Source organism: Pseudomonas sp. NFACC39-1, from assembly GCF_900110355.1.
GTDB classification, from domain to species: domain Bacteria; phylum Pseudomonadota; class Gammaproteobacteria; order Pseudomonadales; family Pseudomonadaceae; genus Aquipseudomonas; species Aquipseudomonas tehranensis.
The window spans coordinates 33,953-59,570 of the sequence record NZ_FODL01000008.1 but is presented as its reverse complement, the minus strand read 5'-3'; the positions used below and the strand labels follow the sequence as shown (position 1 = coordinate 59,570).

Below are 25,618 nucleotides of genomic sequence, written 5' to 3'. Positions count from 1 at the left end.
GTGTCAGGTATTTTTTATGTCGTTGCGCATCTGCATTTTGGAAACCGATATCCTGCGTCCGGAACTGATCGACCAATATCAGGGTTACGGGCAGATGTTCCAGCGCCTGTTTTCACAACAGCCCGTCGCGGCTCAGTTCATTGTGTATAACGTGATGCAGGGGCAATACCCCAACGACGATGAGGTGTTCGACGCTTACTTGGTGACCGGCAGCAAAGCCGATTCCTTCGGCACCGATCCCTGGATTGAAACCCTCAAGACCTTCCTGCTGGAGCGCTACCAGCGCGGCGACAAGTTGCTGGGCGTGTGCTTCGGTCATCAACTGCTGGCGCTGTTGCTAGGCGGCAAGGCCGAGCGCGCCTCTCAGGGCTGGGGGGTGGGCACCCACCGTTACAAGCTCGCGGCCAAGGCGCCATGGATGAGCCCGGTGATGGAAGAGCTGACCCTGCTGATCAGTCATCAGGATCAGGTCACCGAACTGCCGGAAAACGCCACGGTCATCGCGTCCAGCGATTTTTGCCCGTTCGCGGCCTACCACATCAACGATCAGGTGCTGTGCTTCCAGGGCCACCCGGAATTCATCCACGATTATTCCCGGGCGCTGCTGGAGATTCGCCAGCAACACCTGGGCGAGCAGATCTACAGCCAAGGCATGGCCAGTCTTGAACAGGCGCATCACGGCACGACAGTGGCTGAATGGATGATGCGTTTCGTCGCGCACAAGCCTGAGACCGCAGCGGCCCAAGACTAAAACACCATCGCCTCCCATACTTGATAGGCAGACGATCAGGTGTGGGAGCGAGCCTGCTCGCGATGAATGTCACCCCAGCCTCAACGGCATACAAGCCGTCTACAACCACCCCGATCGCTTGAAGCTCCCCCACAACGCGGTACAGCCCACCGCAATAAACCCCAGCACCAGAAAATACCCGTAGTGCCAGGTCAATTCCGGCATGTTCTCGAAGTTCATCCCATAGATGCCGGCGACCGCCGTGGGGAACGCCAGGATCGCCGCCCATGCGGCGAACTTGCGCTGCACCACGCTCTGGCGCGACGCTTCGAGCAGCACGCCGATTTCAATGGTCTGGCTGGCGATGTCCGCCAACGTCGCCAGGTCTTCCATTTGCCGCGTGACATGAATCTGCACATCGCGGAAATACGGACTCATGTTTTTGTCGATGAAGGGAAAGTCCAGTCTTTGCAGTTCTTCGCTGATTTCCACCATCGGCGCTGCATAACGACGCAGGCGTAATACGTCACGACGCAAGCTGTGCAAGTTCTGAATATCCCGCTCGTTCAGGGCACTGCACAGTACGTTGCGCTCCAGCTCATCGATCTCGGCATGGATGGCTTCACCCACCGGCTGGTAGTTTTCAATGACGAAATCCAGGATGGCATAAAGAACGAAATCTTCCCCGTGCTCCAGCAGAATGGGCCGCGCCTCGCAGCGCTGTCGGACGTGGGCGTAGGACGCCGAGTGCCCATTGCGGGCAGTGATGATGTAGCCGTTGCCGGCGAAGATATGCGTCTCGATGAACTGCAGCTTGCCGTCCCTGCGCACCGGCGAATACGTGACGATAAACAGCGCATCGCCAAAGGTCTCCAGCTTGGGTCGGCTGTGCTTTTCCATCGCGTCTTCAATCGCCAACTCATGCAGGTTGAATTGGCGCTGCAGATTGGTCAGCTCCTGGGTGCTGGGCTCTTCAAGGCCGATCCACACAAAATGACCTGGTTTGGCTGCCCAGGCGCTGCCTTCGTCGAGGGTGATGTTGGTGACTTTCTTACCGGCGCTGTAAACCGCAGCAGCAACGACTCTACCCATGATGGTGGTTCACTTCTTCTTGGAAAATGGCAGTGGCAGGCAATCTGTAGCTTAGTGTGCCTTGCTGCTTGAGAGTCAGCAAAATCCGCCGAGTTCGCCGGTAGAGTCAAATGCCATACAGGTGACAGAATCGATCGGGCTTCTGTGCCCGGCTGGCTATTGTTTTAACTGAGTCGTCAAACAGCCTGCACCTGCCGGTCCATCGCCGCGATGCACTCGCGCATTTGCTCTCGGCATTGGGCGATGAGCCGGGGCATGTCATCCAGACTCAATCCTGCAGTAGGAATCGCTGGCAGCGAGCGTATGAGAATGTCACCACTGCGCCAGCGATTGAGGCGCATGTGCTTGATGTAGCTGCTGACGCACACTGGAATAATCGGCACCCCGGCGGCGATCGCCATCTGGAACGCGCCTTTCTTGAAGGGCAGCAGATCCTCGCCGAGATTGCGCGTGCCCTCCGGGAACACCCAGATCGATGTGTCCTCATGCTGCAACGTATGAGTAGTGGTCAACATCGACTGGCGCGCCTTGATCGCGTTCCCTCGGTCGATCAGCACATTGCCCGCCAGCCAGAACAATTGCCCGAACAACGGCACCCACTTCAGGCTCTTCTTACCGATGCACACGGTGCGGTAGGGCACCACGTTGCCGAACACGAACAGGTCATAGTTGGATTGGTGGTTGGCAATGATCACGCAGCTCTGGGACTTGTTTACCAGCGTATCGACCTCGGCCTTCACCCGCAGACGCAAAATGCACATGGCGGGCCACGCATACAGCCTGGCGCATAAACGGCTGTTGTCTGGATTGAACGGCCGACACAGCCCCAGGATCACCCCGAGCACACCCGCCAGCACAAAATGCACACCCATCAACAACATACGCAATAAAAACAGCATCTACAGGGCCCATCGGGACAAAAGGTGGCGCAGTGTACGGATGTGCACTATTTTCGGCAATTGCCGCTATAGAGGTAGGAGATGGGCGATGTTTGAGCGCATGTTTCCGATTGGCGTGTCAGAAGCAGGCTAGAGCGGTTGTCGTTTTTTAAACGACGCGCGTAAGAAAAAGCCCGACGCTGAAGTCGGGCTTTTCGTTTTGTTCTGCGGAGGGTTAACCCATGTGCTCCTGATCCAGCAGGATTGCACTGTCCAGCGTCTCCAGCAGGGCCTTGCGCACTTTCAGCTTGGTGTTCTTGTGGGCGGTCATGTTGATTTTTTTCAACTGACGCGCCGCCTCCAGCGCCGCACCTTGCAGTTCATCGGTCGACACCACCTTGTCGATGAAGCCGGCATCCACAGCGCTCTGCGGGTTGAACATCTCGCCATTGATCACCGAGCGATGAAACGCGGATTTGCGCAGGCGATCACGGGCCAGCTCGATACCGGCGTGGTGCATGGTCATGCCGATCTGTACCTCGTTCAGGCCAATGCTGAACGGTCCATCGACACCGATGCGGTAATCCGCCGACAGCAGCAGGAACGCACCCTTGGCCACTGCATGCCCAGGGCACGCGACAACAACAGGGAAGGGATGCGACAACAGGCGACGGGCCAGGGTCGAGCCGGCCGTGACCAAACTCACCGCTTCCTTGGGACCGGCGGTCATCACCTTCAAATCGTAACCACCGGACAAAATCCCCGGTTGCCCGGTAATGATCACCACCGCCCGATCCGTCACAGCCTGATCCAGCGCAGTGTTGAACGCGGCGATCACATCCGGCGAGATGGCATTGACCTTGCCGTTGTTCAAGGTCAGGGTCGCGATACCGTCTTCAAGATGGTAGGCAATCAGGTCGCTCATGGCGCTATTCCTTGTAAGAGAAGTGACGCAGACGTTACCCACCGCCGCAGGCCAGGTAAAGCGCCGTGACTGACTCACCGGTCAGCCCCCAGCCCCCATAAACCCTCTGGCCGCCCCATCGCCCGCGCCTTGCTCCATAGAACACTGCGCGCACAAACCCGAAGATTGGCCGGTTTGCCATGCTCCGCCGCGTTTGAAATGCCCGATCACCTTAACCGCATGAAAATTCTGAAAAAAACCTTTGCCATCGGAAAAGCTTTCGACTACATTAGCGCGCCTCGACAGACTGAACAGTTTGCCGAGACACGGTGAAGTGTCCGAGTGGCTTAAGGAGCACGCCTGGAAAGTGTGTATACAGGAAACTGTATCGAGAGTTCGAATCTCTCCTTCACCGCCACATTCAGTAAACGCAAACCCCTGATTTTCCTAGAGAAAGTCGGGGGTTTGTGTTTTTTGGTGTCTGAAAAAGGGCGATATGGGAACGATATGGGACCGGAGGGCGAATACCCGCGTGCTGGCGGCAACCACGCATGAACCAGACGCAGGTCTCCGCGCCGTTCCACCAAGCAGCATCAGGCAACCTCTCAGCAGCATCGAGCAAAAGCTTCCGCGCCCATGCCGTTAAGGTTCCTCTTGAAGAGGTTCCTATCAACGATATTGTTGTGAGAGAAAGATCATGACCCCATGGATGAGTTTGGCTGTGCGCCTTCAGGCTGTCGCGCTGTGTTTGGTGCTTTCAACGAACACGGTTTCAGCGTCGCAAGCCGCTGATCAAAACATCAATACCGACCTGGTGCGCCAAGCGTTTACTAACTGGCAGCAAGGCCAAGGCACGGTTTTCGATCTGCTGGCACCCGACGCAACGTGGACCGTATCTGGATCAAGCCCGGTTTCCGGTGTGTACAACAGCAAGACGGATTTAATCGAGCGAGCCGTACGACCGATCACCGCTCGGCTGGCGACGCCCATTTCCCCGACCGTCCAGAGCATTGTGGCCGAGGACGATGTCGTGGTGGTTCTCTGGAAGGGTGAAGCCATGGCGCTTGACCGCAAGCCCTACAACAACTCTTACATGTGGCACATGACATTCAAGGATGGCCAGATCACAGAGGTGAAAGCCTTTCTGGACACCTATGTGTTGAACGATCTGATGGAGCGGGTGAAGCCTGTGCAGTAATCGGATCCGTCGGCAACCCGTTGCTCATAGCTCTTTGAGTGCTGGCTCATCCTCGCGCATCGACTAAGATTGGCGCAGGACAAAAAACGAAAGTGGAGCAGTCTTTTAGGTAAAAAATTCAACTCGCTCCGAGGTTGAGTAATGAGCCTGATTGAATTCGGGGTGGTGTTGGTGAAAGCGGTGGCCGCCGTGTTAATTGCGCGTTGATGCGCAGAAAAACCGGCATTGGGTTGTCATAAAAAAAACGGCTCGTCGAATAGACGAGCCGTTTTTTTTATGGAAGTCATCAAGGCAGCAAGGTGTCGACGGCTAACGATTTGGGTCGGCTGCTGGACCGTTCTCTCGCAGATAATAAGTGTCGAACTCGCCGCTTTCGACGAGTTGGAAACCGTGGTGGATATAAAAGCGATTCGACGCGCTTTCTTTGAGAGCGTCCACCCGTACAGGCAGCGCAGCGGCATCCGCCTCGTTGAGTATTTCTTATATCATCCTGGGACGATCCGTATAGATAACCTGGCTATTTCGGATTGACAGCTGCATTGACGCTGATCACCCGGAGCAAGCACTCAAGATGGAAGCCCACATTCGTCTCGCAACACCTGAGGATGCCGAAGCGATAAGCAACGTTGTAATCAGCGCCTTGCGTCAATCCAACGCCAACGATTACCCACCCGAGGTCATCGCCCAGGTGGAGCGCAGCTTCTCTGCTCAGGCGGTTCAGCAATTGATGGAGCAGCGTCGGGTTTATGTGGCGTCTGTCGATCAATGTGTCGTCGCCACGGCCAGCCTCGATGGGGGTGTTGTCAGAAGTGTTTTTGTCGAGCCGCGGTGCCAGGGAGAAGGCATCGGCAAGCAACTAATGTCTGTCATTTGTTCAGATGCTCTCGACAGGGACCTGGACGTTTTGCACGTGCCTTCCTCAATTACGGCAGAGGGCTTTTACACAGCGCTGGGATTTCAAAAAGTACGTGACGAACTCCACGGCGCCGAGCGCACGATTATCATGCGCAAAGTGTTGTTGAAGTAGTGCCTGCTCAATCCCTGCCTCGCTGGGGCACACCGCTTTTGGTTCAGGGCAGGCATTGCAGCGGGCCTGTGAACCCTCTATAAAACCCACGCTGACATCGCGACCCTTTCGGTGGTCGTTGACCTCTGGATAGTTGACCCGCATGGAGCATCATCGTGAGCGAATCTTCTCGCCCCCTCAAATCCCTGACTCGCACCGTTTCGAATACCCCATCGTTCAGCCTGCCGAGTATCGGACTGCTGCAACATGCCTGGGGCATCAGCCTCCTGGCCTTGCTCAGCGGATGCGGAGCATTGACGGATGTCCGCTCGTTCTCCACGCCCTACTCGACACCTGACGGTGGTGAGACAGCACGATTGCGGGTGATCAGCGACGGTATGATCCGGGGCGTGCCCAAGTCCGACTGCGTCGACTTTCGTCTGCCGGGCGCCGGTGTGATGGTGGCGTACCGGGATGGCTACGCCAATCGCAACGGTGAAAGCCTGGGCATGCCGGCTGTCAGCGAGCGCTCATCCGCGACTGTCATGACCGAGCTGCTGGTGCCTGCAGGGCAGCCCATCGCTTTTCATTACATTGGTGATCAGTGCTACAACATGTTCAGCTTTGTCCCTAAGGCAGGGGCGGATTACCAACTGGACGCCATGGGGTTCTACCGGTGTGGGGTCACACTCAAGCAAATGGCCGGCGCAACAGTGCGGTATTCCTCGGTCCCGCTGAAGGAAAGCAAATTGTGCAGAGTGACGGATAACTTTTAGAGTGGACATTTCCAGGGTGCGATAACGTTTGAAAAGGACTTCACTATGGAAACCATCCCCACGCTCCAGACCCGCCGTCTCATCCTCACGCCTCTGCAACTGACCGATGCGCCAGCTATTCAACAGCTGTTTCCCCATTGGGAAGTGGTGTGTTATCTCGACAGTCGCGTGCCATGGCCTTACCCGGCTGACGGCGCACTGACTTACGTTCGCGACCACGCACTCCCTGCCATTGCAGCAGGGCGCGAATGGCATTGGATGATTCGTATCGCTGAAGACGCGGCACAGTGCATTGGCAGCATCAGCCTGTACGATCAGCCGGGCAACAACCGAGGCTTTTGGCTGGCACCTCAGTGGCAGGGAAAGGGCTACATGCGCGAAGCCTGTGAAGTTATCAACGCCTATTGGTTTGAAACCCTGGGGCGTCCTGCCATGCAAGTGCCCAAGGCGATGGGCAATCATGCTTCGCGCAAGGTTTCGGAGCATGAAGGGATGCGTATGATTGCAACGCAGCAGGGGGAATTTGTCTGTGGTTCGTTGCTTAAGGAAGTTTGGGAAATGACGCGGGAAGCGTGGCTCGAGAAAAAAGCTGCTTCTAGGACGAATTGAGTAGGGCAAATGAACTAGGCCGTCTTTAACGACCATCAACTACAGTCGCCAGACCTGAGTATGTCTACAGGGTCAAGGAGTGTGAAATGGATATTCCACAGGGTTTCAAACCGTTATTTAGGAGCAGTCCTTTTCTTGATCTACTAGGCCCTTTCTACTATCGGGAAAACTCTGAAGGTTTTACCGTTGGGATTTGGGTCGAGGAGAAACACACCAATGCGCGTGGACTCGCTCACGGCGGGTTATTCATGGCGCTGGCTGATATTGCTTTGGGCTACAGCGCGGCCTTTTCGAAAGATCCTCCTCTCAAGCTCGTAACAACCACAATGACCACTGATTTTGCCGGCTCCGCTAAGGTCGGCGATTGGTTGGAGGCTGCCGTTGATATTCAAAAAACCGGTAGTCGACTGGTTTTCGCTAATACCTATATAAGCGCTGGAGGGGAGCGCGTGGTGCGAGCCAGCGCCTCTTTTCTTGTGGTGGGTTGAAAGCATCTGGAGACGCACTACCAACGTCGAGTCTTACATCCGAGCTCCCACTGCGATGATCCGCGGGGCGCTTGGTTTCTCCGTCAGCAGTGATCAAGGAAGAACCCATGGAACCGCTACTTAATCGAATAATGCTGTATGTACGGGACGTCCAGGCGACCTGCGTTTTTTATGAGCGTCATTTCGGCTTTGTCAGTGAAAAACATGCTGATGATCGCGTCACGCAATTGAGGTCTGTAAACGGGGGCGCGATTCTGATGGTTCATCCGGCAGGGAAGGCCGTTAAAACGGGACAAGTCACGGTCAAGCTTGTTTTTGATACCCGGGATGTTGAGGGCTTCAAGGAGAAGTGCATGGCCCAAGGCTTGAAGTTTGGCGCCATCCACCAGGCCGACGGTTATTCATTCGCCAATGCCAAAGACCCTGATGGCAACGCCATTTCTATCTCCAGTAGAGCGTTTGCATGCCACTGAGCTTTCATAAGATGCACGCCAATGGCGATGACTTCATCCTCGTGGATTCGCGAAACTCAAAAAATCCTCTAACCAGTGCCATGGCCCGGCGGATGGGTGATCGCCATCGAGGCATCGGTTTCAATCAATTGCAGTGATGCTGTTAGCGACTACATCGTAATAGCGGGCGTCGCGAAACTGAGGCTGCGAAGAGTCGCTGCCGAGAGGGATAGCGGCGCCGTGCCTTTTGTCAGCAAATCTCCACCTGATAACGGAAAGTATCGGCAGCACCCCGCGACAGTCGGTATTCCAGTGGTTGCCGGTCGTAGCCCAGCGCCACCCGTTCGACCATCACCACTGGGCTGCCGACGGTGACTCCCAGCGTGGCGGCCAGTGGTTCATCGGCCGAGGCGACGGTCAGGGTTTCTCGCGCAGACGCAACCCGCATGCCGCAGCGTTCTTCATAGAAAGGGTAGAGCAGGGTGCCGAAGTCGCTCAGATCGGTGTCGAGCAGGGCGCCGAAGCGAGCGGTTGGCAGCCAGATTTGCTCGTGGAACAACGGCCTGCCATCCATGAGGCGCAGGCGCTCCAGGCGGATGGTGGAGTCGTGCTCGGTCAGATTCAGCGCCTGGCGCACGTGGGCGTCCGGGATTTCCTGGGTGCGGCTCAGGATGCGGCTTTGCGGCACTTGCGATTGACCGCTGGCATTGACCTGTCGAAAGAACCGAAACAGTGAACCGTCGAAGTTGGGCCGACGCACGAACGTGCCACGGCCCTGGACGCGCAGCAGCAACCCTTCCCCGACCAGCGTTTCCACCGCTTTGCGCACCGTGCCCACGGCAACGCCGTAGTGGCGGGTCAGTTCTGCCTCGGTGGGAATGGCTTCACCGGGCAGCCATTCACCTGCGGCGATTTTCGCCAGCATCTCTTCGCGCAGTCGTTGATAGAGCGGCAGTCGCTCGTCATGTCCAAGGTGTGTAAGGGCCATACCGTCAATCCGAATCCAAGCAATGCGCCACTTTACCTCACTGGGCGCGTTGACAGGGATGGTTGTTTATAGATATGGTCATCCAGTCATCTATATGAATTTCAGGTCTGTAATAGCCTTACATGCCTGGCGGGCTCCCACAAAAATCAACAAAGGCAGCTTCATGATGTCCCTGTCGTTCGAAGGCATAGATACTCACGCCCACATATTCCGGCATGACTTGCCCATGGCGAGTGATCGTCGCTACAGCCCTGATTACGACGCCTTGGTCGAGCACTATCTGGGGCACCTGGATCGCAGCAACCTTGCCCATGGCGTGCTCATCCAGCCGAGCTTTCTGGGCACCGACAACCATTTTATGGTCGAGGCCCTGCAACGTTACCCGCAACGTTTGCGCGGCATCGCGGTGGTCGAACCGGACATCGAGGATGCGCAACTCCAAGCATTGGCCAAGGCTGGCGTGGTAGGCGTTCGCTTGAATCTGATCGGCAAGGCGCCGCAGGACTACACCGATGTGCGCTGGCAGACTTTTTACCAGCGACTGGCCCGGCTTGGCTGGCAGGTTGAAATCCAGTGTGGCTTCGACGCCTTGGTCCTGGTTGTACCTTTCGTTCTGGCGACCGGCGTCACGGTGGTCGTGGACCACTTCGGTCTTCCCTCCCAGGGTATCGACCCGAATAACCCAGCCCATCACGGCTTCCTGGCCTTGCTCGGCGAGGACAGGCTGTGGGTCAAGTTGTCTGCCGCCTATCGCAGTCAGTCAGACCTGCCCCGCGCGGTTGGCGTGTTGGCGCAATTGCGCCAGGCGTGTGGCGGTATCGATCGTTTTGTCTGGGGCAGCGATTGGCCCCATACCCAGTTCGAATCGCGCACCGGCTACGACGCGCAGTTGGCCTTTGTGCACGCCTTGTTTCCCGACCCGGTTAAGCGCCGGCAGGTGTTGGTGGATAACCCCACGATCCTGTTCGGCTTTGCTGCGTCGACGCGTTGAACTTCCCATAACAAAATAATACGGAACACACATCATGATGAGCCTGTACGTCGTCGCCGCGATCGTTCTTGCTGTCGCGCTGGGATACACCACCAAAATCAACATCGGCCTGTTCGCCATCGCTTTTGCCTATTTGCTGGGCTGTTTCGGCATGGGCTTGAGTCCTTCCGAAATCATCGGCATGTGGCCGTTGAAGATTTTCTTCATCATCTTCTCGGTCTGCCTGTTCTACAGCTTCGCCATCGTCAACGGTACGCTGGAGAAGCTCGCCGAACACCTGCTTTATCTTTGTCGTAACGTGCCGCACCTGCTGCCTTATGCGGTGTTCCTGACCGCTTGCCTGATTGCCGGGCTCGGCGCGGGTTACTACACGGTGCTGGCTTTCATGGCGCCGTTGACGCTGCTGCTGTGCCAGCGCACGGGCATGAGCTTGATACTCGGCGGCATGGCGGTGAACTACGGGGCCCTGGGCGGTGCCAACTTTGTTTCCAGCCAGAGCGGCATCATCTTCCGTGGCCTGATGACCGGCCTGGGTGTTCCCGAAAGTGAAGCCTTCATCAATGGCCTGGCCATCTTCGCCAGCACCATGGTCATTCCACTGGTGGTCATCACCGCGTTCGTATTTTTCGCCGGTCACGGCCGTGCGCTGAAGAATGCGGCGGTCGCGATCGAGGCGCCGAGCCCGCTCAACCGTGAGCAGAGAATCACTTTGTGGCTGACCTTATTGATGATGCTGATCGTGTTGGCCGGGCCCATCGCGCACATCCTGTTCCCCGACAACGCGACGGTGACGTTCGTCAATTCCAAAGTGGACATCGGCCTGATCGCCAGCGTGTTCTCGGTGATCGCGCTGATGCTCAAGCTGGGCGACGAGCGCAAAGCCATCGCCTCGCTGCCTTGGGGCACGCTGATTATGATCTGCGGTGTGGGCATGCTGATTTCGGTGGCGATCAAGGCCGGTGCCATCGACGCGTTGGCATCGTGGATCGGCGGCAATATCCCACCCGTGCTGGTAGCCCTGGTGTTCGGTGTCGTCGCTGCGCTGATGTCGATCTTCGCCAGCACCTTGGGCGTGGTCACGCCGGCGTTGTTCCCCATGGTGCCGCCGCTGGCCGCGGCCATGTCAATCGACCCCATGGTGCTGTTCATCAGCATCGTGGTTGGCGCCCAAGCCACCTCTATCTCGCCGTTCTCCTCCGGCGGCAGCCTGATCCTGAGCTCCTGCGCCGATGAGCAAAGCCGAACCCGGCTGTTTCCCCAATTGCTGCTGCGTGCCGCGCCCATCGGCTTCGTTGTGGCGATGCTGTTCAACCTTGCGCTGACTTTTGTCTGAAGAGTTTTCGCTTTGGCAGGTCTGGGAGGTGCCATTTACTCAAGGCCTGCCTTAACCACTGTGGCGAGGGAGCTTGCTCCCGCTGGGCTGCGCAGCAGCCCCCACTTCTACCGCCATTGCTGGTTTGGCTGGCGCTCAAGATTCAGGGGTAATGAGTGCCTCAGGAGCGGGTTCAGCAGCCAGCTTTAACCGGTCAGCCTTGCTGATGTATTTGGATTTCTTTGGCGGGGCCAGTTTGGCACTCGCCTTTTTTGCGTGAGCTTTCAATAACTGATTTATTTTTTTACGGCGATTCATACTTTTTACTCGGTTTGTAAAGTCTTGGATGCTGGCAGAGGGTTTCCGCGCGAAGTCGAGGTCGTGAGATAGGGCTTCACTGCGTCTTCGGCTCTATCCACCCACTCAGGATCCATGTAGTGAAAGTGGTCGGGAATACCCAGAGAATAAATCCGCAGTTGGTGCGGATGGTAAGCGTGAATCGACGCAGTGGATAGACCATTGGATTCCCCGCTACCATGGAAAGAACGGAGGACAAAGGAAAGGAAATGGGAATTCTCGATCGCTTGTTCGGTGGCCGCTTCACTCTGCCACCCCCGCAGGAGACAACTGTTAGCGACGCCGCGATCATGAGGGAATTGCATCCCTATCGTCCCGGGCTCAAAGCGTTTGCTCAGGCAATACTAGCCGGCACGCCAGAAGATGAACGTGCCAGGTTGATCAGGCGGGTGCTGCGCAAGTACGGCTCAGGGGAGGACCCGACCACCGCGCTTGTGGAGGGGGTGCTGGACGTCGACAGGGGCCAGAAGCTTGAGCATCTGGCTTTGCTGGGGGTCGACTGGAAAGGCTTCGATGGCTTCGAGTACCTGGCACCCTGTTTGGTCAGAGCTTGCGGGGTGCAGGAGACTTACGCCTATCAGCATGAAGGCGAGCTATCAATGCCGCAGGTGCTGGCCAGATTCGATCAATGGCTGGCTGCGTTCGGCAAGCGCTACCTGCACCTGAACACCGGCGGCGATGAGTATGTGGGGTTCATCGTCGATTCTGATCGGGTTGAAACTACGATCGAGCTCGCGCAGCAAGCAGGTGTTGAAGTGAGCCTCGATAGTTTCTGATCCATGAGGGGTATCCGTTTTTGGCCGGAGTAGCCGGGAATGGGCTCACCGGGGGAGCAGTCAATCCGCTGCTTTGAAGGGGAGATAGCGCTGGCGCAGACCGATGCCTACCCCCATCCCTCAAGCCGCATGGTCGCACGTACCAGGCGTTGCTCCTCCTGTTCGATCTCCTTGAGGTTGTCGCGGATGCTGTGGATGTGTTCACGCGCAGCGCGCTGAGCCTGTTCCGGCAGGCGCTCGATGACGGCGTGATAGAGCCGGGTGTGCTGGCGGTCGATCTGGCGTTTTTGCATAGGGCGATGGTAGAGGTTGTTGACCGAGGCGAACACCGTACTGAGCATCAAATCGGTCAACGACTGCAGGGTGTGCAGCAACACCGGATTGTGCGAGGCCTCGCAGATCGCCAGGTGGAAGGCGTGGTCAAGGCGGGCATGTTCGCGCGGCTCGGCAGGTACGGGTTGGCTGTGGGCGGCGAGCATTTCTTCGTAGCGTCGGGTGAGCAGGACAAAGTCCGCGTCTGTGCCGCGCAAGGCGGCCAGGCGCGCTGATTCGGCTTCCAGCAGTGCGCGCACTTCCAGAAGATCAAACAAGGTGCGCGGCTGCGAATTGAACAGGTGCATCAGCGGGCTGGCATCGCGGCTCCCGTTCAGGGTCGCCACCCGTGAGTCACGGCCTTGGGCGGTCTCGATAATGCCGCGCCCACGTAGCACTTTCAGCCCTTCACGCAGGGCCGAGCGGGATATTCCCAGTTTTTCGCATAGGCGGCGCTCCGAGGGCAGCGCCTGGCCCACCTTGAGCACGCCATCGACGATCAATCGTTCGATCCGCTCGGCGACCACATCACTGACCTGACGGCGAACGGCGGATGTTTCTTCGAGCATGTCAGGGGCCTCGGCTAACTGGTAGTACCAGTTCTAAATGGTTATTCACGCTGCGCCTAATATAGCCACCAAGCCCTTTATATGTAAGGCCATTGGCAAAGACGGGTTAGAGGTTGGCTTGAAAAAACTGGTCATACCAGTTCATTCACTCATAGACGACCCTCCTGCAAGGCTCTACATATAGCGCATAACAAGCGGCCGGCTCGCTACCGACGCCGCACAAAAGAACAATAAAGCGAGAACGCCTGCCATGAGTATTTTGTACGACGAGCGCGTTGATGGGGCGCTGCCCGAGGTGGATAAGTCTGCGCTGCTGGCGGAACTGCGCCAGCAGCTTCCAGACCTGGAAGTGCTGCACACCCAGGAAGACCTCAAACCCTACGAGTGCGACGGGCTCTCTGCCTACACCACCACCCCGATGCTGGTGGTATTGCCTGAACGCATCGAACACGTCGAACGCCTGCTCAAACTCTGCTATCAACGCCGTGTGCCTGTGGTGGCTCGCGGGGCAGGGACGGGCTTGTCCGGTGGTGCGTTGCCGTTGGTCCAGGGGATTTTGCTGGTGATGGCGCGCTTCAAGCACATCCTCGAAGTCAATCCAGAAGGGCGTTTCGCTCGTGTTCAGCCGGGCGTTCGTAACCTGGCGATCTCCCAGGCTGCCGCCCCTTACGACCTGTATTACGCACCGGACCCCTCTTCGCAGATCGCCTGTTCGATTGGCGGTAACGTCGCCGAGAACGCCGGAGGCGTGCACTGCCTCAAATATGGCCTGACCGTGCACAACCTGCTCAAGGTGGAAATCCTCACGGTTGAAGGCGAGCGCATGACCCTGGGCAGCGATGCCCTGGATTCGCCCGGCTTCGACCTGCTCGCCTTGTTTACTGGCTCCGAAGGCATGCTGGGGATCATCACTGAAGTCACGGTCAAGCTGCTGCCCAAGCCACAGGTGGCCAAGGTGTTGCTGGCCAGCTTTGACTCGGTGGAGAAAGCCGGGCGCGCAGTCGGTGAAATCATCGCGGCCGGGATCATCCCTGGCGGCCTGGAGATGATGGACAACCTGGCCATTCGCGCCGCCGAGGACTTTATTCACGCCGGTTATCCGGTGGACGCCGAGGCTATCCTGCTGTGCGAATTGGACGGCGTGGAGGCCGACGTGCACGACGATTGCGAGCGTGTTCGCGCGGTGCTGGGCGAGGCCGGCGCCACCGAAGTGCGCATGGCTCGCGATGAGGTTGAACGGGTCAAGTTTTGGGCGGGGCGCAAGAACGCCTTCCCGGCCGTCGGGCGCATCTCGCCGGACTATTACTGCATGGATGGGACCATTCCACGGCGTGCACTGCCCGGGGTGCTCAAGGGCATCAGCGAGCTGTCCGAGACGTTCGGCCTGCGTGTGGCCAACGTGTTCCATGCCGGTGACGGCAACATGCACCCCTTGATTCTGTTTGATGCCAACCAACCCGGCGAGCTGGAGCGGGCCGAGTCCCTGGGCGGCAAGATTCTCGAACTCTGCGTCAAGGTGGGCGGCAGCATTACCGGCGAACACGGGGTGGGGCGCGAGAAGATCAATCAAATGTGTGTGCAGTTCAACAGTGATGAATTGACCCTGTTCCACGCGGTGAAAGCCGCCTTCGATCCGCGTGGCCTGCTCAACCCCGGCAAGAACATTCCGACCCTGCACCGCTGTGCCGAATTCGGTGCCATGCACGTGCACCACGGCCAACTGCCTTTTCCTGAACTGGAGCGTTTCTAATGGTGATGCAGCATGACTGCGACGCCAGCGAGGCGTTGCTGGAACAAGTCAATCACGCCCTCAATAGCGCTACGCCGTTGCGCATTCAGGGGGGTAACAGCAAGGCGTTTCTCGGTCGCAAGGTTGAAGGCGAAGTGCTCGATACTCGGGCCCACCGCGGCATCGTCAGCTACGACCCGACCGAGTTGGTGATCACCGCCCGCGCCGGCACGCCGCTGGCTGAGCTGGAGGCGGCGCTGGACGCGGCCGGGCAGATGCTCACCTGCGAGCCTGCACAATTTGCCGGCGCCGCGACCCTCGGCGGAATGGTTGCGGCAGGCCTGTCGGGCCCGCGCCGGCCCTGGTCCGGCGCGGTTCGCGACCTGGTCCTGGGCACCCGCTTGATCACCGGCACGGGCAAGCACCTGCGTTTTGGCGGCGAGGTGATGAAAAACGTGGCTGGCTACGACCTCTCGAGGCTGCTGGCCGGTAGCTTTGGCTGCCTGGGGGTGATGACCGAGGTGTCACTCAAAGTGCTGCCCAAGCCGCGCCAGTGCCTGAGTCTTCGGCTTGAGATGGACGCGGCCCTGGCCTTGCGCAAACTGGCCGAGTGGGGCCAGCAACCCCTTTCCTTGAGCGCCGCCAGCCATGATGGTCAGGCGCTGCACCTGCGCCTGGAAGGCGGCGAAGGCTCGGTCGCGGCGGCCCGAGAGCGCCTCGGTGGTGAGCTGCTTGACAGCTCGTACTGGGCTGACCTGCGCGAGCAGCGCCTGGATTTCTTCGCGGACCCGCGCCCGCTGTGGCGTTTGTCGGTGCCGATTCATACCGGCGTGCTGGCGCTGCCCGGTGAGCAACTGATCGACTGGGGAGGCGCCCAGCGCTGGCTCAAGTCCGATGCCGATGTCGCGCTGATCCGCCAGGCCACCGCCGAAGTTGGTGGCCACGCCACCTGTTTCACCGCCGGCCACTGCGACAGTCCGTTCCATCCGCTGGCCGCCCCGTTGCTGCGCTACCACCGACAGCTCAAAACCCAGCTTGACCCCCAGGGCATCTTCAACCCTGGCCGTATGTATCGCGAGGTGTAGCTGTGCAGACCCATCTGAGTGAGCAGGCCAAGCACCTACCGCGCGCCGAGGAAGCCGAACGCGTCCTGCGCAGTTGTGTGCATTGTGGCTTTTGCAACGCCACCTGCCCGACCTACCAGCTCCTTGGTGACGAGTTGGACGGCCCGCGCGGGCGTATTTACCTGATCAAGCAAGTGCTGGAAGGCAACGAAGTCACTGCCAAGACCCAACTGCACCTGGATCGCTGTCTGAGCTGTCGCAACTGTGAGACCACCTGTCCGTCGGGCGTGCAGTACCACAATCTGCTGGATATCGGCCGCGCGGTAGTCGATGCCGCCGTGCCGCGCCCGCTGGCTCAGCGCGCATTGCGTCAAAGCTTGCGGGCCGTGGTGCCCCATGCGCGGTTGTTCAAAGGGTTGATTGAGGTCGGCCAGGTTTTTCGTCCGCTGTTGCCGGCCAGCCTCAAGGCCAAATTGCCGCGCACTGCCCGAGCCGCCAAGCCCCGCCCCGAGCCACGCCATGCACGCCGTGTGCTGATGCTTGAGGGCTGTGTGCAGCCAGGCTTGGCACCGAACACCAATGCCGCCACGGCGCGGGTGCTCGATCGCCTCGGCATCAGCGTTACGCCGATCAGTGAAGCCGGTTGCTGCGGCGCGGTGGACTACCACCTCGACGCCCAGGCGCAAGGCTTGCAGCGTGCACGGCAGAACATCGACGCCTGGTGGCCCGCCATCGAGCAGGGCGCCGAGGCCATTGTGCAAACCGCCAGCGGTTGCGGCGCCTTCGTCAAGGATTACGGCCATCTGCTGGCGCAGGACCCGGCCTATGCCGAGAAAGCCCGGCGCGTCAGTACGCTGGCCAAAGACTTGGTTGAGGTGCTCAGCGTCGAACCCCTGGAGCAACTGGGTGTGCATGCCGACAAGCGCGTGGCGTTCCATTGCCCTTGCACTCTGCAGCATGCGCAGAAACTGGGTGGCGCCGTGGAGAGCGTGCTTGCTCGCCTGGGTTTCGGTTTGACGGTTGTGCCCGACAGTCACCTGTGTTGCGGCTCGGCCGGAACCTATTCGCTCACCCAGCCACAGCTGTCCAGGCAGTTGCGCGACAACCGACTCAATGCCCTGGAAAGCGGTAAGCCGCAGGTGATCGTTACCGCCAACATCGGCTGCCAGACCCACCTCGACGGCGCCGGTCGCACCCCTGTGCGGCACTGGATCGAACTGGTCGAAGACGCCCTGAATTAACCGGAGAACAGCATGCTTAGCAAAGCCGTATTGAGCCAGACCGAAGTCAGCAAAATTCTCGCCGCCGCCCGCAGCGAAGCCGAGACAAACCACTGGGCCGTGAGCATCAGCGTGGTCGACGACGGCGGTCACCCGTTGGCCCTGGAGCGTCTGGATGGCTGCTCCCCGATCGCCGCCTACATCGCCGCCGAGAAGGCCCGCAGCGCCGCCCTTGGCCGTCGTGAAACCAAGGGTTATGAAGACATGGTCAATGGCGGGCGTAGCGCGTTCCTGTCCGCGCCGCTGCTGACTTCGCTGGAAGGTGGCGTGCCGGTGATTGTCGACGGCCAAGTGATTGGCGCGGTGGGGGTTTCCGGGGTCAAGGCCGATCAGGACGCCCAAGTGGCCAAAGCCGGTATCGCCGCACTGGGCTGATTGCAAGGTAGGCGTTTGCTCAGTGATCCGCACGGGTATCTGACGCCGGCCATCGACTGTTTTTTGGAGAGTGAAAATGACTGAACGCGTGAACTGCCAGCGCCTGCAAGTGGCCGTCGACCTGCAACGGTTTGTCGACGAGCAAGTGCTGCCCGGCACCGGGATTGAACGCGAGGCGTTCTGGGCCGGCTTCGACGCCTTGGTGCATGACCTAGCGCCGCACAATCGCGCGCTGCTGGCCGAGCGTGATGCGCTGCAGGCAAAGCTGGACAGTTGGCACCGCGCGCACCCGGGGCCGATCAGCGACATGCCGGCCTATCGCGATTTTCTAGAGTCCATCGGCTACCTGTTGCCGCAGCCAGACACGGTGCGGGTCAGCACCGCCAACGTCGACAGCGAGATCACCCATCAGGCCGGTCCACAGCTGGTGGTGCCGATGATGAATGCCCGCTACGCGTTGAATGCCGCCAATGCGCGCTGGGGCTCTTTGTACGATGCGTTGTACGGCACCGATGCCATCGCTGAAGACGGTGGTGCTCAAAAGGGCCCGGGCTACAACCCGGTGCGTGGTGACAAAGTCGTCGCGTTCGCCCGCGCGTTTCTCGATCAGGCCGCGCCGCTGGGCATGGGCTCTCATGCCGACTCGGTCAATTATCGGGTCAGTGAGGGGCAACTGCAGGTGACCCTGGCTGACGGCACCCAGACCGGTTTGGCCCAGGCCGACCAGTTCGTCGGTTATCAGGGCCTGGCCAGCGCCCCGACAGCGGTGTTGCTGAAAAACAACGGCCTGCACGTGGAAATCCAGATCGATGCCGGCAGCCCGATTGGCGCCAGCGATGGCGCAGGGGTCAAGGATCTGCTGGTGGAGTCCGCGCTGTCGACCATCCTCGACTGCGAAGACTCCGTCGCGGCGGTCGATGCGGCCGATAAGGTGCTGATCTACCGCAACTGGCTCGGCCTGATGAAGGGCGACCTCAGCGAGGCGCTGGAAAAGGGCGGAAAATCCATCGTGCGCCGTCTCAACCCGGACCGCGAGTACACCGCTGCCGCTGGCGGCGCGTTGACGCTGCACGGCCGCTCGTTGCTGTTTGTGCGTAACGTCGGGCACCTGATGAGCAACCCGGCGATCCTCGACGGCGAAGGCCACGAGATCCCCGAAGGCATCCTCGACGGTGTGATGACCAGCCTGATCGCCCTGCATGACCTAAAGCGCCACGGTAACTCGCGGACCGGCAGCGTCTATATCGTCAAGCCGAAGATGCATGGCCCGGCTGAAGTGGCCTTTGCCGATCAGTTGTTCACGCGCATCGAGGACTTACTGCACTTGCCTCGGCACACCCTGAAGATGGGGATCATGGACGAAGAGCGCCGCACCAGTATCAACCTCAAGGCATGTATCGCCAGCGCGGCGGCGCGGGTCGCCTTCATCAACACCGGCTTCCTCGACCGCACCGGTGATGAGATGCACACCGCCATGGAGGCCGGGCCGATGCTGCGCAAGGGTGACATGAAGAGCAGCGCCTGGATCCAGGCCTACGAGCGCAACAACGTGCTGGTTGGCTTGAGCTGCGGTCTGCGTGGCCGGGCGCAGATTGGTAAGGGAATGTGGGCCATGCCGGACCTGATGGCCGCCATGCTCGAGCAGAAGATCGCCCATCCCCAGGCCGGCGCCAACACGGCCTGGGTACCGTCACCGACCGCCGCCACCTTGCATGCCTTGCACTACCACCAGGTGGATGTGCAGGCGGTGCAGCGCGAGTTGGAAGCCATCGACCTCAACGGTCAGCGCGACGACCTGCTCAATGGCCTGCTCAGCGTGCCGGTGGTGGCCGCGCCTGACTGGAGCGCCAGTCAGATCCAGCAAGAGCTGGACAACAACTGCCAGGGCATCCTCGGTTATGTGGTGCGTTGGGTCGAGCAAGGCGTGGGCTGCTCCAAAGTGCCGGATATCCACAACGTCGGCCTGATGGAAGACCGCGCCACCCTGCGTATTTCCAGCCAACACATCGCTAACTGGCTGCACCACAAAATCGTCAGTGAGACTCAGGTGCGCGAGAGCCTGGAACGCATGGCCAAGGTGGTCGATCAGCAGAACGCGGGTGATCCGCTGTATCGCCCCATGGCCGACGACTATGCCGCCTCGATGGCGTTCCAGGCGGCCTGCGACCTGGTGTTCAAGGGCCGCGAACAACCCAGCGGCTACACTGAACCGCTGCTGCACGCCTGGCGTTTACGGTTCAAGCAACAGGCCTGAGGGAGGCTTGTTCTTTAGTCGCCAGCGGTGGCCGTCGTGAGCCCAGCACCGCAAGCCCTTGTCTTAGCAGGGGCGCAATACAACAGGCCCCGACAGCCCATGGCTGCCGGGGCCCTTGAGCATAAGCGCGGCGACGGGTGACCCCTTGTCGACGCGGTTTCGCGGAGCACACGTGCTCTGGATGCGTGGCGCCGGATACCCCCGGCAAACTGTGTGGTTCACAACAATAAAAAGGAACCAAAACCATGAGTCAAACACTGCTGTCCATCCTGGCCTTCGTGCCGCTGGTACTGGCGGGCGTGTTACTGATTGGCTTTCGCTGGCCAGCCAAATACGCCATGCCGGTGGTCTTCGTACTGACGGCGCTGATCGGCCTTGGGGCCTGGGACATGACGTTGAATCGGGTCCTGGCGTCCTCGCTGCAGGGCCTGGTGCTCACGGCGGCGATCCTGTGGATTGTGTTCGGTGCCATTCTATTGCTCAACACCCTCAAGCATTCCGGCGGCATCAGTTCCATTCGCCGCGGCTTTGCCAATATCAGCCCGGACCGTCGGGTCCAGGCGCTGATCGTGGCCTGGCTGTTCGGCTGTTTCATCGAGGGCGCCTCGGGCTTTGGTACACCGGCGGCGGTCGTCGCGCCGTTGATGGTTGCGTTGGGCTTCCCGGCCATGGCCGCCGTGGTGCTCGGCATGCTGGTGCAGTCCACGCCAGTGTCTTTCGGCGCTGTCGGCACACCCATGGTGGTCGGGGTCACGGCTGGTCTTGACCAGACCGGTCTCGGTACGCAACTGGCTGCTGTGGGCAGCAACTGGGAGGTGTTCTTCCAGCTGATCGTCTCGCGGGTGGCGATCATCCATGCCCTTTGCGGGATTCTCATGCCGCTGATCATGATCAGCATCATGACCCGCTTCTTCGGCAAGAACCAATCCTGGCGCGAAGGTCTGGTCATGGCGCCGTTTGCGATCTTCACCGGCCTGGCCTTCGTCATTCCTTACGCGGCTGCCGGCGTGTTCCTCGGTCCGGAATTTCCCTCGATGATCGGTGCCCTGGTGGGCCTGAGCATTGTGATCCCAGCGGCCAAAGCCCGCTTCCTGTTGCCCAAGACCACCTGGGATTTTGCCCCGGCCAGCGAGTGGCCTGTGGAGTGGATGGGCTCCATCGAGATGAAACTCGACGACATGGCCGGCAAGAAAGCGATTTCCGTCCCCCTGGCCTGGGCACCCTATGTGCTGCTGGCCGTGCTGTTGGTGCTGTCGCGCAACATTCCACCACTGAAGGCCTGGCTGCTGTCCTTGAGCTTCGGCGCGAAGGACATTCTGGGTGAAACGGGCGTGTCCGCCAGCCTGGAGTTGCTCTACCTGCCGGGTGGCTTGCTCTGCGTAGTTGCGCTGATGACATTCTTCCTGCACCGCATGCGCGTCAGTGAACTGGTCGCGGCCGTGAGCGAATCGAGCAAAACCTTGCTGGGCGCCGGTTTCGTGTTGATCTTCACCATCCCGATGGTGCGTATCCTGATCAACTCAGGGGTGAACGGATCGGACCTGGTGTCGATGCCGGTGGCAATGGCGCGGCTGGTCGCAGACAGCGTCGGCAGCGTGTACCCGTTCTTCGCCCCGGCAGTGGGCGCACTGGGCGCATTCATTGCCGGTTCCAACACCGTCTCCAACCTGATGCTGGCGCAGTTCCAGTTCAACACCGCGCAACTGTTGGGCATCTCTGGCGCGCTGATGGTGGCGTTGCAATCGGTGGGCGCAGCGGCCGGTAACATGATCGCCATCCATAACGTGGTGGCGGCATCGGCGACAGTCGGCCTGCTGGGTCGCGAAGGCATCACCCTGCGCAAGACCATGCTGCCCACGCTGTACTACATCGTCCTGGCCGGTATCATCGGCATGATTGGCTTTTATTTGCTGGGGATCAGCGATCCGCTGACGAAGTCCTGAAGCCTGCAGGCTGCCCGTCGATGGGGCGGGCAGCCTTGTTGTGGTTTCCGACGCTTTAAAGCGTGGAACCCGCCGGCGCCGCATCCAGCCGCCTTGCAATCACATCCATCACGTCGCAACCGTCACGCAACGGAATGCAGCAAAGCTGTGCCAAATCCTGAAGGGTCACAGGGTCGACGCTCTGTTCATCACGCATCGCAAAGTTCTCAAGGAATTGAGTAGCGGCACGGATTCGGTAGGCGGCTGCATCGAGCAGGATGTGTAGCGGGGCGCAGGTATCGACGTAAAGGGGTTGGTCGTCGGCGTTGCTGGTAAGGCTCATGTATTGGTTCATATCAATTCCTTGTGCTGTTGTAGGAATTGTGTCAGTCGAGTCGCCAAACTCGTTCGCCATTTGGGCGACGCCCAGACTATAGGCGCCACCGCAAAAACTACGCAAGGGATTGATAGCGCGGAGGTTTCCCAATGACATGTGGGATATTTCCGTAGCTCAATCAGCCAGTTTCGCCATTCCACCCCCATTTACAGCCCTACACATCCCACAATCCAATCGCGCATTCCCACCCGGCGCGGGATAATACGGCCCGGCTTGGGGTCACAACCGCTTCCCCCTGATCGTATTGGCGGCTGAGAAGGATCGATCGCAATGACAGACTGGCTGCAAAGCTATGGAGAGATGGCTGAACGGGTCCGCGGCCATGACTGGGAGGCCAGCCCGCTCGGGCCGCCGAAGCAGTGGCCCGATGTGCTGAAGACCACCGTAGCGCTGAGCCTCGCCTCGCATTTTCCCCAAGCCATCATATGGGGGCCGGACCTGATCACGTTGTACAACGATGCCTTCGTGCCCATCCTCGGCAATAAACCCCAAGCCCTGGGCCGGCGCTTTGATGAGGTGTGGAAGGAAGTCTGGAGCGACATTGGCCCGATTGTGCGGGCGGCCTTCGAGGGGCAGGCGACTTACATCGAGAATTTCCCCCTGATCATTGAGCGTGGCGGCGGCCTGGAACAGGCGTATTTCACGTTCTGCTACAGCCCCATCCGTGATCAGTTTGGCAAGGTGGTGGGCATGCTGGACACGGTCACCGAGACCACTTCCACGGTGTTCATGACCCAGCGCCTGGCGGTGCTGGATGCCATCGGTAATGCCGTGGCCAATGCCACCGAGCCGCAGGCCATCATGGCCACCACCACGCGGATTCTGGCGGCGCACCTGAACCTGTCCAACTGCGCCTATGCGGATATGGATGAAGACGAGGATGGCTTCACCATTCGCGGTGATTGGGCCCGGGCGGGGTCACCCAGTATTGTCGGGCATTACCGGCTGGCGGATTTCGGTCGGCTGGCGGTTGCCAACCTGCGGGCCGGCAAGCCACTGGTGGTTAACGATAACCTCAAGGAGCTGGCGCCCGAGGAAGCGGCGACGTTCCAGGCGATCGGTATCGCCGCGACCATTTGCGTTCCGCTGATCAAGAACGGACGTTTGACCGCATTGATGGCCATCCACGATAAAACGCCGCGGGTCTGGTCCAGCAACGATCTGGCGCTGCTGATGGAAGTGACCGAGCGATCCTGGGCGCACATCGAGCGCACCCGGGCGGACGCCGCGGTGCGTCAGGGCCTGGCGGCCCTGGCGGAGCTGAACGCGACGCTGGAAGAGCGGGTCGAGGAACGCACCGCGCGCCTGAAACAGACCGAAGCGGCGCTGCGTCAGTCGCAGAAACTTGAAGCCATCGGCCAGCTCACTGGCGGCGTGGCCCACGACTTCAACAACCTGCTGACGATCATTCGTTCCTCCGTCGACTTTCTGCGCATGCCCAACCTGTCTGATGAGCGTCGCAAACGCTACATGACGGCGGTTTCCGAGACGGTGGAGCGTGCCGCCAAGCTGACCAGCCAGTTGCTCGCCTTCGCCCGGCGTCAGCCGTTGAAACCGCAAGTCATCGATGTGCGCAAGCAGGTGCAAAGCCTCGGTGACATGCTGCAAACCGTTACGGGGGCGCGGATTCAGGTCAAGGTTGAGCTGAGCGACCGACCTTGTTACATCCGCGCTGACTTGAGTCAGTTTGAAACGGCGCTGATCAATATGGCCCTCAATGCCAGGGATGCCATGGACGGGCAAGGCACGCTGTCGCTGCGGCTCATTGGCGGCGCTGGCATGCCGCCGATCCGTGGTCACGCGGGGGCCGGGCAGTCCTTTGCCGCGATTGCCCTGGCGGACACCGGCACCGGTATTACGGCAGAAGTCCTGGAGCATATTTTCGAGCCGTTCTTTACCACCAAGGACGTGGGCAAGGGCACCGGGCTGGGCTTGTCGCAAGTGTTCGGCTTTGCCAAACAGTCTGGCGGCAATGTTGATGTGTCGACCGTGGTTGGGGAGGGTACGGTGTTTACCTTGTACCTGCCGGAAGTCGAGCCTGAAGAAGTTCATGAGCCCATCCGCGAGGAAACCACGCCCTTGCTGCTGGAAAAGGGCAAGCGTCGGGTGTTGATCGTGGAGGACAACCTGGAGGTCGGGCGGTTTGCCAATCAGATCCTGCAGGATCTGGGCTACGAAACGGCCTGGGCCACCAACGCCGAGGAGGCACTGGACATGGTTGGCCCGGATGCGATGGCGTTCGACGCGATATTCTCCGACGTCGTCATGCCCGGCATCAGCGGTATTGCCCTGGCCAAGGCTCTGCGCCGCCGCCGCCCGGATCTGCCGGTGGTTCTGACCTCGGGTTACAGCGAGGAGCTGGCCCACCGTGGCCATGAGGATTTCGAGTTTCTATCCAAGCCCTATTCGGCCGATCAGCTTGCCCGGATTTTAAGTCGCACGATGGCGGGGGCGGATTGAATGAAGCTGGTCGTGCGCAAATCACGCAGCTCCATTCGTCGGCCAATCGCTTTCCTGAATCATCAGTCCGTTGATGACCGACTAGTCTCAAGGTCGTGAAGGCCGATATTTTTCAGGCAACGGGTTGTTGCCGGTGTGGGCCTCGACGAAAAGGGGAAAGGCGATGGGAGCACCGTACAGCGAGGATAACGGAGCTGCATATCCGATCAATGAAGGTTTGCAGTGTGGTCAATCGGCCTATAGAGCAGACTTTGGCGACGAACCGATCAAATCCATCAGGACCAAGGTGTCCAAAGTGCCGCGAGGGGAAAAGGCCAAGTTTTTGCCCAGGGTCCCGGTCAGAAAGTAACGTTACCACCCGACAATGCAGCCCTGTCATCGTGGCGAGGGAGCTTGCTCCCGCTGGGCTGCGTAGCAGCCCCCCACCCTTGAATAATACCCCTGGCAGTACTAGCGCCTGCTGCTCAGCCGAGCGGGAGCAAGCCCTCTCGCCACGACACCCTTCCAGCCTCTGGCATAAATATTTTCCATCTTTTTTCCAGCAACGGTTTCTTTCACGTTTCTTTCACAAGCGGGCGCGTAATCTTGGCTCATCCGTTAGAAAGCAGTACCGCAATACCTGCCCGTTTCCCCAGCGGGCTTTTTTTTGCCTGTCATAAAACTACCCCTCCGTTTGTTGTCCAACTGACATGGCCCGAC

Annotated in this window: 24 protein-coding genes, 1 tRNA gene and 2 pseudogenes; 19 read left to right on the top strand and 8 right to left on the bottom strand. The window is 59.6% G+C overall.

Annotation, left to right across the window (positions count from 1 at the left end; translation table 11 throughout):
* Nucleotides 1-16: 16 nt before the first annotated feature.
* Nucleotides 17-751 carry an amidotransferase gene (locus BMY45_RS18170; RefSeq protein ID WP_092399967.1) on the top strand — a complete coding sequence of 245 codons (735 nt, stop codon included), beginning with the start codon at nt 17-19 and terminating at the stop codon, nt 749-751.
* Nucleotides 752-850: 99 nt separating this feature from the next.
* On the opposite strand, the gene BMY45_RS18165 is transcribed toward BMY45_RS18170, so the two are convergent.
* From BMY45_RS18165 to BMY45_RS18155, 3 genes are all read right to left on the bottom strand, one after another.
* A complete protein-coding gene (locus tag BMY45_RS18165; RefSeq protein ID WP_092399965.1) occupies nt 851-1,822 on the bottom strand; it encodes a magnesium and cobalt transport protein CorA in 972 nt (323 codons plus the stop codon).
* Nucleotides 1,823-1,998: 176 nt separating this feature from the next.
* Nucleotides 1,999-2,721, bottom strand: coding sequence for a lysophospholipid acyltransferase family protein (locus tag BMY45_RS18160; protein ID WP_092399963.1), 723 nt, complete (start codon nt 2,719-2,721; stop codon nt 1,999-2,001).
* A gap of 214 nt (nt 2,722-2,935) precedes the next feature.
* A complete protein-coding gene (locus BMY45_RS18155) occupies nt 2,936-3,625 on the bottom strand; it encodes a crotonase/enoyl-CoA hydratase family protein (RefSeq protein WP_092399961.1) in 690 nt (229 codons plus the stop codon).
* 307 nt (nt 3,626-3,932) lie between these two features.
* Between BMY45_RS18155 and BMY45_RS18150 the strand changes: the two genes are divergently transcribed.
* Nucleotides 3,933-4,022 (top strand) — tRNA-Ser (locus BMY45_RS18150).
* Nucleotides 4,023-4,301: 279 nt separating this feature from the next.
* On the top strand, nt 4,302-4,802 hold the full coding sequence (locus tag BMY45_RS18145; RefSeq protein WP_256573672.1) for a nuclear transport factor 2 family protein: 501 nt from the start codon (nt 4,302-4,304) through the stop codon (nt 4,800-4,802).
* 309 nt (nt 4,803-5,111) lie between these two features.
* Here BMY45_RS18145 and BMY45_RS28450 read toward each other — a convergent pair.
* Nucleotides 5,112-5,282, bottom strand: a pseudogene (locus BMY45_RS28450) (GNAT family N-acetyltransferase); the annotation flags it as partial.
* 91 nt (nt 5,283-5,373) lie between these two features.
* On the opposite strand from BMY45_RS28450, the gene BMY45_RS18135 reads away from it, so the two are divergent.
* The 6 genes and pseudogenes from BMY45_RS18135 to BMY45_RS28445 all read left to right on the top strand — a co-directional run.
* Nucleotides 5,374-5,829, top strand: coding sequence for a GNAT family N-acetyltransferase (locus BMY45_RS18135; protein ID WP_092399957.1), 456 nt, complete (start codon nt 5,374-5,376; stop codon nt 5,827-5,829).
* 155 nt (nt 5,830-5,984) lie between these two features.
* Nucleotides 5,985-6,584 carry a hypothetical protein gene (locus tag BMY45_RS18130; protein ID WP_256573671.1) on the top strand — a complete coding sequence of 200 codons (600 nt, stop codon included), beginning with the start codon at nt 5,985-5,987 and terminating at the stop codon, nt 6,582-6,584.
* A gap of 45 nt (nt 6,585-6,629) precedes the next feature.
* A complete protein-coding gene (locus BMY45_RS18125) occupies nt 6,630-7,193 on the top strand; it encodes a GNAT family N-acetyltransferase (protein ID WP_092399955.1) in 564 nt (187 codons plus the stop codon).
* A gap of 86 nt (nt 7,194-7,279) precedes the next feature.
* Complete coding sequence (locus BMY45_RS18120) at nt 7,280-7,681, top strand: PaaI family thioesterase (protein WP_092399953.1); 402 nt, start codon at nt 7,280-7,282, stop codon at nt 7,679-7,681.
* A 107-nt stretch (nt 7,682-7,788) separates the two neighbouring features.
* Nucleotides 7,789-8,154: a VOC family protein gene (locus BMY45_RS18115; RefSeq protein ID WP_092399951.1), complete on the top strand. Its 366-nt coding sequence runs from the start codon at nt 7,789-7,791 to the stop codon at nt 8,152-8,154.
* Nucleotides 8,145-8,285: pseudogene (locus tag BMY45_RS28445) on the top strand (diaminopimelate epimerase); the annotation flags it as partial. The gene BMY45_RS18115 and the pseudogene BMY45_RS28445, both read left to right, overlap by 10 nt.
* Nucleotides 8,286-8,383: 98 nt before the next feature.
* On the opposite strand, the gene BMY45_RS18105 reads toward BMY45_RS28445, so the two are convergent.
* The gene (locus tag BMY45_RS18105; RefSeq protein ID WP_092399949.1) at nt 8,384-9,121 is read right to left on the bottom strand and encodes a GntR family transcriptional regulator; all 738 of its coding nucleotides are present in this window, start codon (nt 9,119-9,121) and stop codon (nt 8,384-8,386) included.
* A gap of 163 nt (nt 9,122-9,284) precedes the next feature.
* Here BMY45_RS18105 and BMY45_RS18100 point away from each other — a divergent pair, with 163 nt between their 5' ends.
* Together BMY45_RS18100 and BMY45_RS18095 are read left to right on the top strand one after the other, a co-directional pair.
* A complete protein-coding gene (locus BMY45_RS18100; RefSeq protein ID WP_092399947.1) occupies nt 9,285-10,112 on the top strand; it encodes an amidohydrolase family protein in 828 nt (275 codons plus the stop codon).
* A gap of 34 nt (nt 10,113-10,146) precedes the next feature.
* The gene (locus BMY45_RS18095) at nt 10,147-11,445 is read left to right on the top strand and encodes an SLC13 family permease (RefSeq protein WP_092399945.1); all 1,299 of its coding nucleotides are present in this window, start codon (nt 10,147-10,149) and stop codon (nt 11,443-11,445) included.
* A gap of 135 nt (nt 11,446-11,580) precedes the next feature.
* Here BMY45_RS18095 and BMY45_RS18090 read toward each other — a convergent pair whose 3' ends face one another.
* Complete coding sequence (locus tag BMY45_RS18090; protein WP_092399943.1) at nt 11,581-11,742, bottom strand: DUF2986 domain-containing protein; 162 nt, start codon at nt 11,740-11,742, stop codon at nt 11,581-11,583.
* Between the two features lie 248 nt (nt 11,743-11,990).
* Here BMY45_RS18090 and BMY45_RS18080 point away from each other — a divergent pair, with 248 nt between their 5' ends.
* Nucleotides 11,991-12,557, top strand: a complete 567-nt coding sequence (locus tag BMY45_RS18080) for a DUF6630 family protein (RefSeq protein ID WP_092399939.1) — start codon at nt 11,991-11,993, stop codon at nt 12,555-12,557.
* A 107-nt stretch (nt 12,558-12,664) separates the two neighbouring features.
* Here the strand turns inward: BMY45_RS18080 and glcC are convergent, their stop codons facing one another.
* A complete protein-coding gene (gene glcC, locus BMY45_RS18075; RefSeq protein ID WP_092399937.1) occupies nt 12,665-13,438 on the bottom strand; it encodes a transcriptional regulator GlcC in 774 nt (257 codons plus the stop codon).
* A 250-nt stretch (nt 13,439-13,688) separates the two neighbouring features.
* Between glcC and glcD the strand changes: the two genes are divergently transcribed.
* The 6 genes from glcD to BMY45_RS18045 all read left to right on the top strand — a co-directional run bounded on the left by glcD (nt 13,689) and on the right by BMY45_RS18045 (nt 22,083).
* Entirely contained in the window at nt 13,689-15,188 is a 1,500-nt protein-coding gene (gene glcD / locus BMY45_RS18070) for a glycolate oxidase subunit GlcD (protein WP_092399935.1), read from the top strand.
* 5 nt (nt 15,189-15,193) lie between these two features.
* On the top strand, nt 15,194-16,252 hold the full coding sequence (gene glcE / locus BMY45_RS18065; RefSeq protein ID WP_177193367.1) for a glycolate oxidase subunit GlcE: 1,059 nt from the start codon (nt 15,194-15,196) through the stop codon (nt 16,250-16,252).
* A 2-nt stretch (nt 16,253-16,254) separates the two neighbouring features.
* Complete coding sequence (gene glcF / locus BMY45_RS18060; RefSeq protein WP_092399933.1) at nt 16,255-17,472, top strand: glycolate oxidase subunit GlcF; 1,218 nt, start codon at nt 16,255-16,257, stop codon at nt 17,470-17,472.
* Nucleotides 17,473-17,484: 12 nt separating this feature from the next.
* Nucleotides 17,485-17,886, top strand: a complete 402-nt coding sequence (locus tag BMY45_RS18055) for a heme-binding protein (protein ID WP_092399931.1) — start codon at nt 17,485-17,487, stop codon at nt 17,884-17,886.
* 76 nt (nt 17,887-17,962) lie between these two features.
* Complete coding sequence (locus BMY45_RS18050; protein ID WP_092399929.1) at nt 17,963-20,140, top strand: malate synthase G; 2,178 nt, start codon at nt 17,963-17,965, stop codon at nt 20,138-20,140.
* Between the two features lie 245 nt (nt 20,141-20,385).
* Nucleotides 20,386-22,083, top strand: coding sequence for an L-lactate permease (locus BMY45_RS18045; RefSeq protein WP_092399927.1), 1,698 nt, complete (start codon nt 20,386-20,388; stop codon nt 22,081-22,083).
* A gap of 55 nt (nt 22,084-22,138) precedes the next feature.
* Here the strand turns inward: BMY45_RS18045 and BMY45_RS18040 are convergent, their stop codons facing one another.
* Nucleotides 22,139-22,417 carry a short-chain dehydrogenase gene (locus BMY45_RS18040; RefSeq protein ID WP_092399925.1) on the bottom strand — a complete coding sequence of 93 codons (279 nt, stop codon included), beginning with the start codon at nt 22,415-22,417 and terminating at the stop codon, nt 22,139-22,141.
* 312 nt (nt 22,418-22,729) lie between these two features.
* On the opposite strand from BMY45_RS18040, the gene BMY45_RS18035 reads away from it, so the two are divergent.
* Complete coding sequence (locus BMY45_RS18035; protein ID WP_092399923.1) at nt 22,730-24,919, top strand: response regulator; 2,190 nt, start codon at nt 22,730-22,732, stop codon at nt 24,917-24,919.
* Nucleotides 24,920-25,618 lie beyond the last annotated feature (699 nt).

What these genes read in the sequence shown, in the direction of transcription:
- BMY45_RS18170 (WP_092399967.1), top strand. Translation starts at nt 17, where the DNA reads ATGTCGTTGCGCATCTGCATTTTGGAAACCGATATCCTGCGTCCGGAA.
- BMY45_RS18165 (WP_092399965.1), bottom strand. Translation starts at nt 1,822, where the DNA reads ATGGGTAGAGTCGTTGCTGCTGCGGTTTACAGCGCCGGTAAGAAAGTC.
- BMY45_RS18160 (WP_092399963.1), bottom strand. Translation starts at nt 2,721, where the DNA reads ATGCTGTTTTTATTGCGTATGTTGTTGATGGGTGTGCATTTTGTGCTG.
- BMY45_RS18155 (WP_092399961.1), bottom strand. Translation starts at nt 3,625, where the DNA reads ATGAGCGACCTGATTGCCTACCATCTTGAAGACGGTATCGCGACCCTG.
- BMY45_RS18145 (WP_256573672.1), top strand. Translation starts at nt 4,302, where the DNA reads ATGACCCCATGGATGAGTTTGGCTGTGCGCCTTCAGGCTGTCGCGCTG.
- BMY45_RS18135 (WP_092399957.1), top strand. Translation starts at nt 5,374, where the DNA reads ATGGAAGCCCACATTCGTCTCGCAACACCTGAGGATGCCGAAGCGATA.
- BMY45_RS18125 (WP_092399955.1), top strand. Translation starts at nt 6,630, where the DNA reads ATGGAAACCATCCCCACGCTCCAGACCCGCCGTCTCATCCTCACGCCT.
- BMY45_RS18120 (WP_092399953.1), top strand. Translation starts at nt 7,280, where the DNA reads ATGGATATTCCACAGGGTTTCAAACCGTTATTTAGGAGCAGTCCTTTT.
- BMY45_RS18115 (WP_092399951.1), top strand. Translation starts at nt 7,789, where the DNA reads ATGGAACCGCTACTTAATCGAATAATGCTGTATGTACGGGACGTCCAG.
- BMY45_RS18105 (WP_092399949.1), bottom strand. Translation starts at nt 9,121, where the DNA reads ATGGCCCTTACACACCTTGGACATGACGAGCGACTGCCGCTCTATCAA.
- BMY45_RS18100 (WP_092399947.1), top strand. Translation starts at nt 9,285, where the DNA reads ATGATGTCCCTGTCGTTCGAAGGCATAGATACTCACGCCCACATATTC.
- BMY45_RS18095 (WP_092399945.1), top strand. Translation starts at nt 10,147, where the DNA reads ATGATGAGCCTGTACGTCGTCGCCGCGATCGTTCTTGCTGTCGCGCTG.
- BMY45_RS18090 (WP_092399943.1), bottom strand. Translation starts at nt 11,742, where the DNA reads ATGAATCGCCGTAAAAAAATAAATCAGTTATTGAAAGCTCACGCAAAA.
- BMY45_RS18080 (WP_092399939.1), top strand. Translation starts at nt 11,991, where the DNA reads ATGGGAATTCTCGATCGCTTGTTCGGTGGCCGCTTCACTCTGCCACCC.
- glcC (WP_092399937.1), bottom strand. Translation starts at nt 13,438, where the DNA reads ATGCTCGAAGAAACATCCGCCGTTCGCCGTCAGGTCAGTGATGTGGTC.
- glcD (WP_092399935.1), top strand. Translation starts at nt 13,689, where the DNA reads ATGAGTATTTTGTACGACGAGCGCGTTGATGGGGCGCTGCCCGAGGTG.
- glcE (WP_177193367.1), top strand. Translation starts at nt 15,194, where the DNA reads ATGCAGCATGACTGCGACGCCAGCGAGGCGTTGCTGGAACAAGTCAAT.
- BMY45_RS18055 (WP_092399931.1), top strand. Translation starts at nt 17,485, where the DNA reads ATGCTTAGCAAAGCCGTATTGAGCCAGACCGAAGTCAGCAAAATTCTC.
- BMY45_RS18050 (WP_092399929.1), top strand. Translation starts at nt 17,963, where the DNA reads ATGACTGAACGCGTGAACTGCCAGCGCCTGCAAGTGGCCGTCGACCTG.
- BMY45_RS18045 (WP_092399927.1), top strand. Translation starts at nt 20,386, where the DNA reads ATGAGTCAAACACTGCTGTCCATCCTGGCCTTCGTGCCGCTGGTACTG.
- BMY45_RS18040 (WP_092399925.1), bottom strand. Translation starts at nt 22,417, where the DNA reads ATGAACCAATACATGAGCCTTACCAGCAACGCCGACGACCAACCCCTT.
- BMY45_RS18035 (WP_092399923.1), top strand. Translation starts at nt 22,730, where the DNA reads ATGACAGACTGGCTGCAAAGCTATGGAGAGATGGCTGAACGGGTCCGC.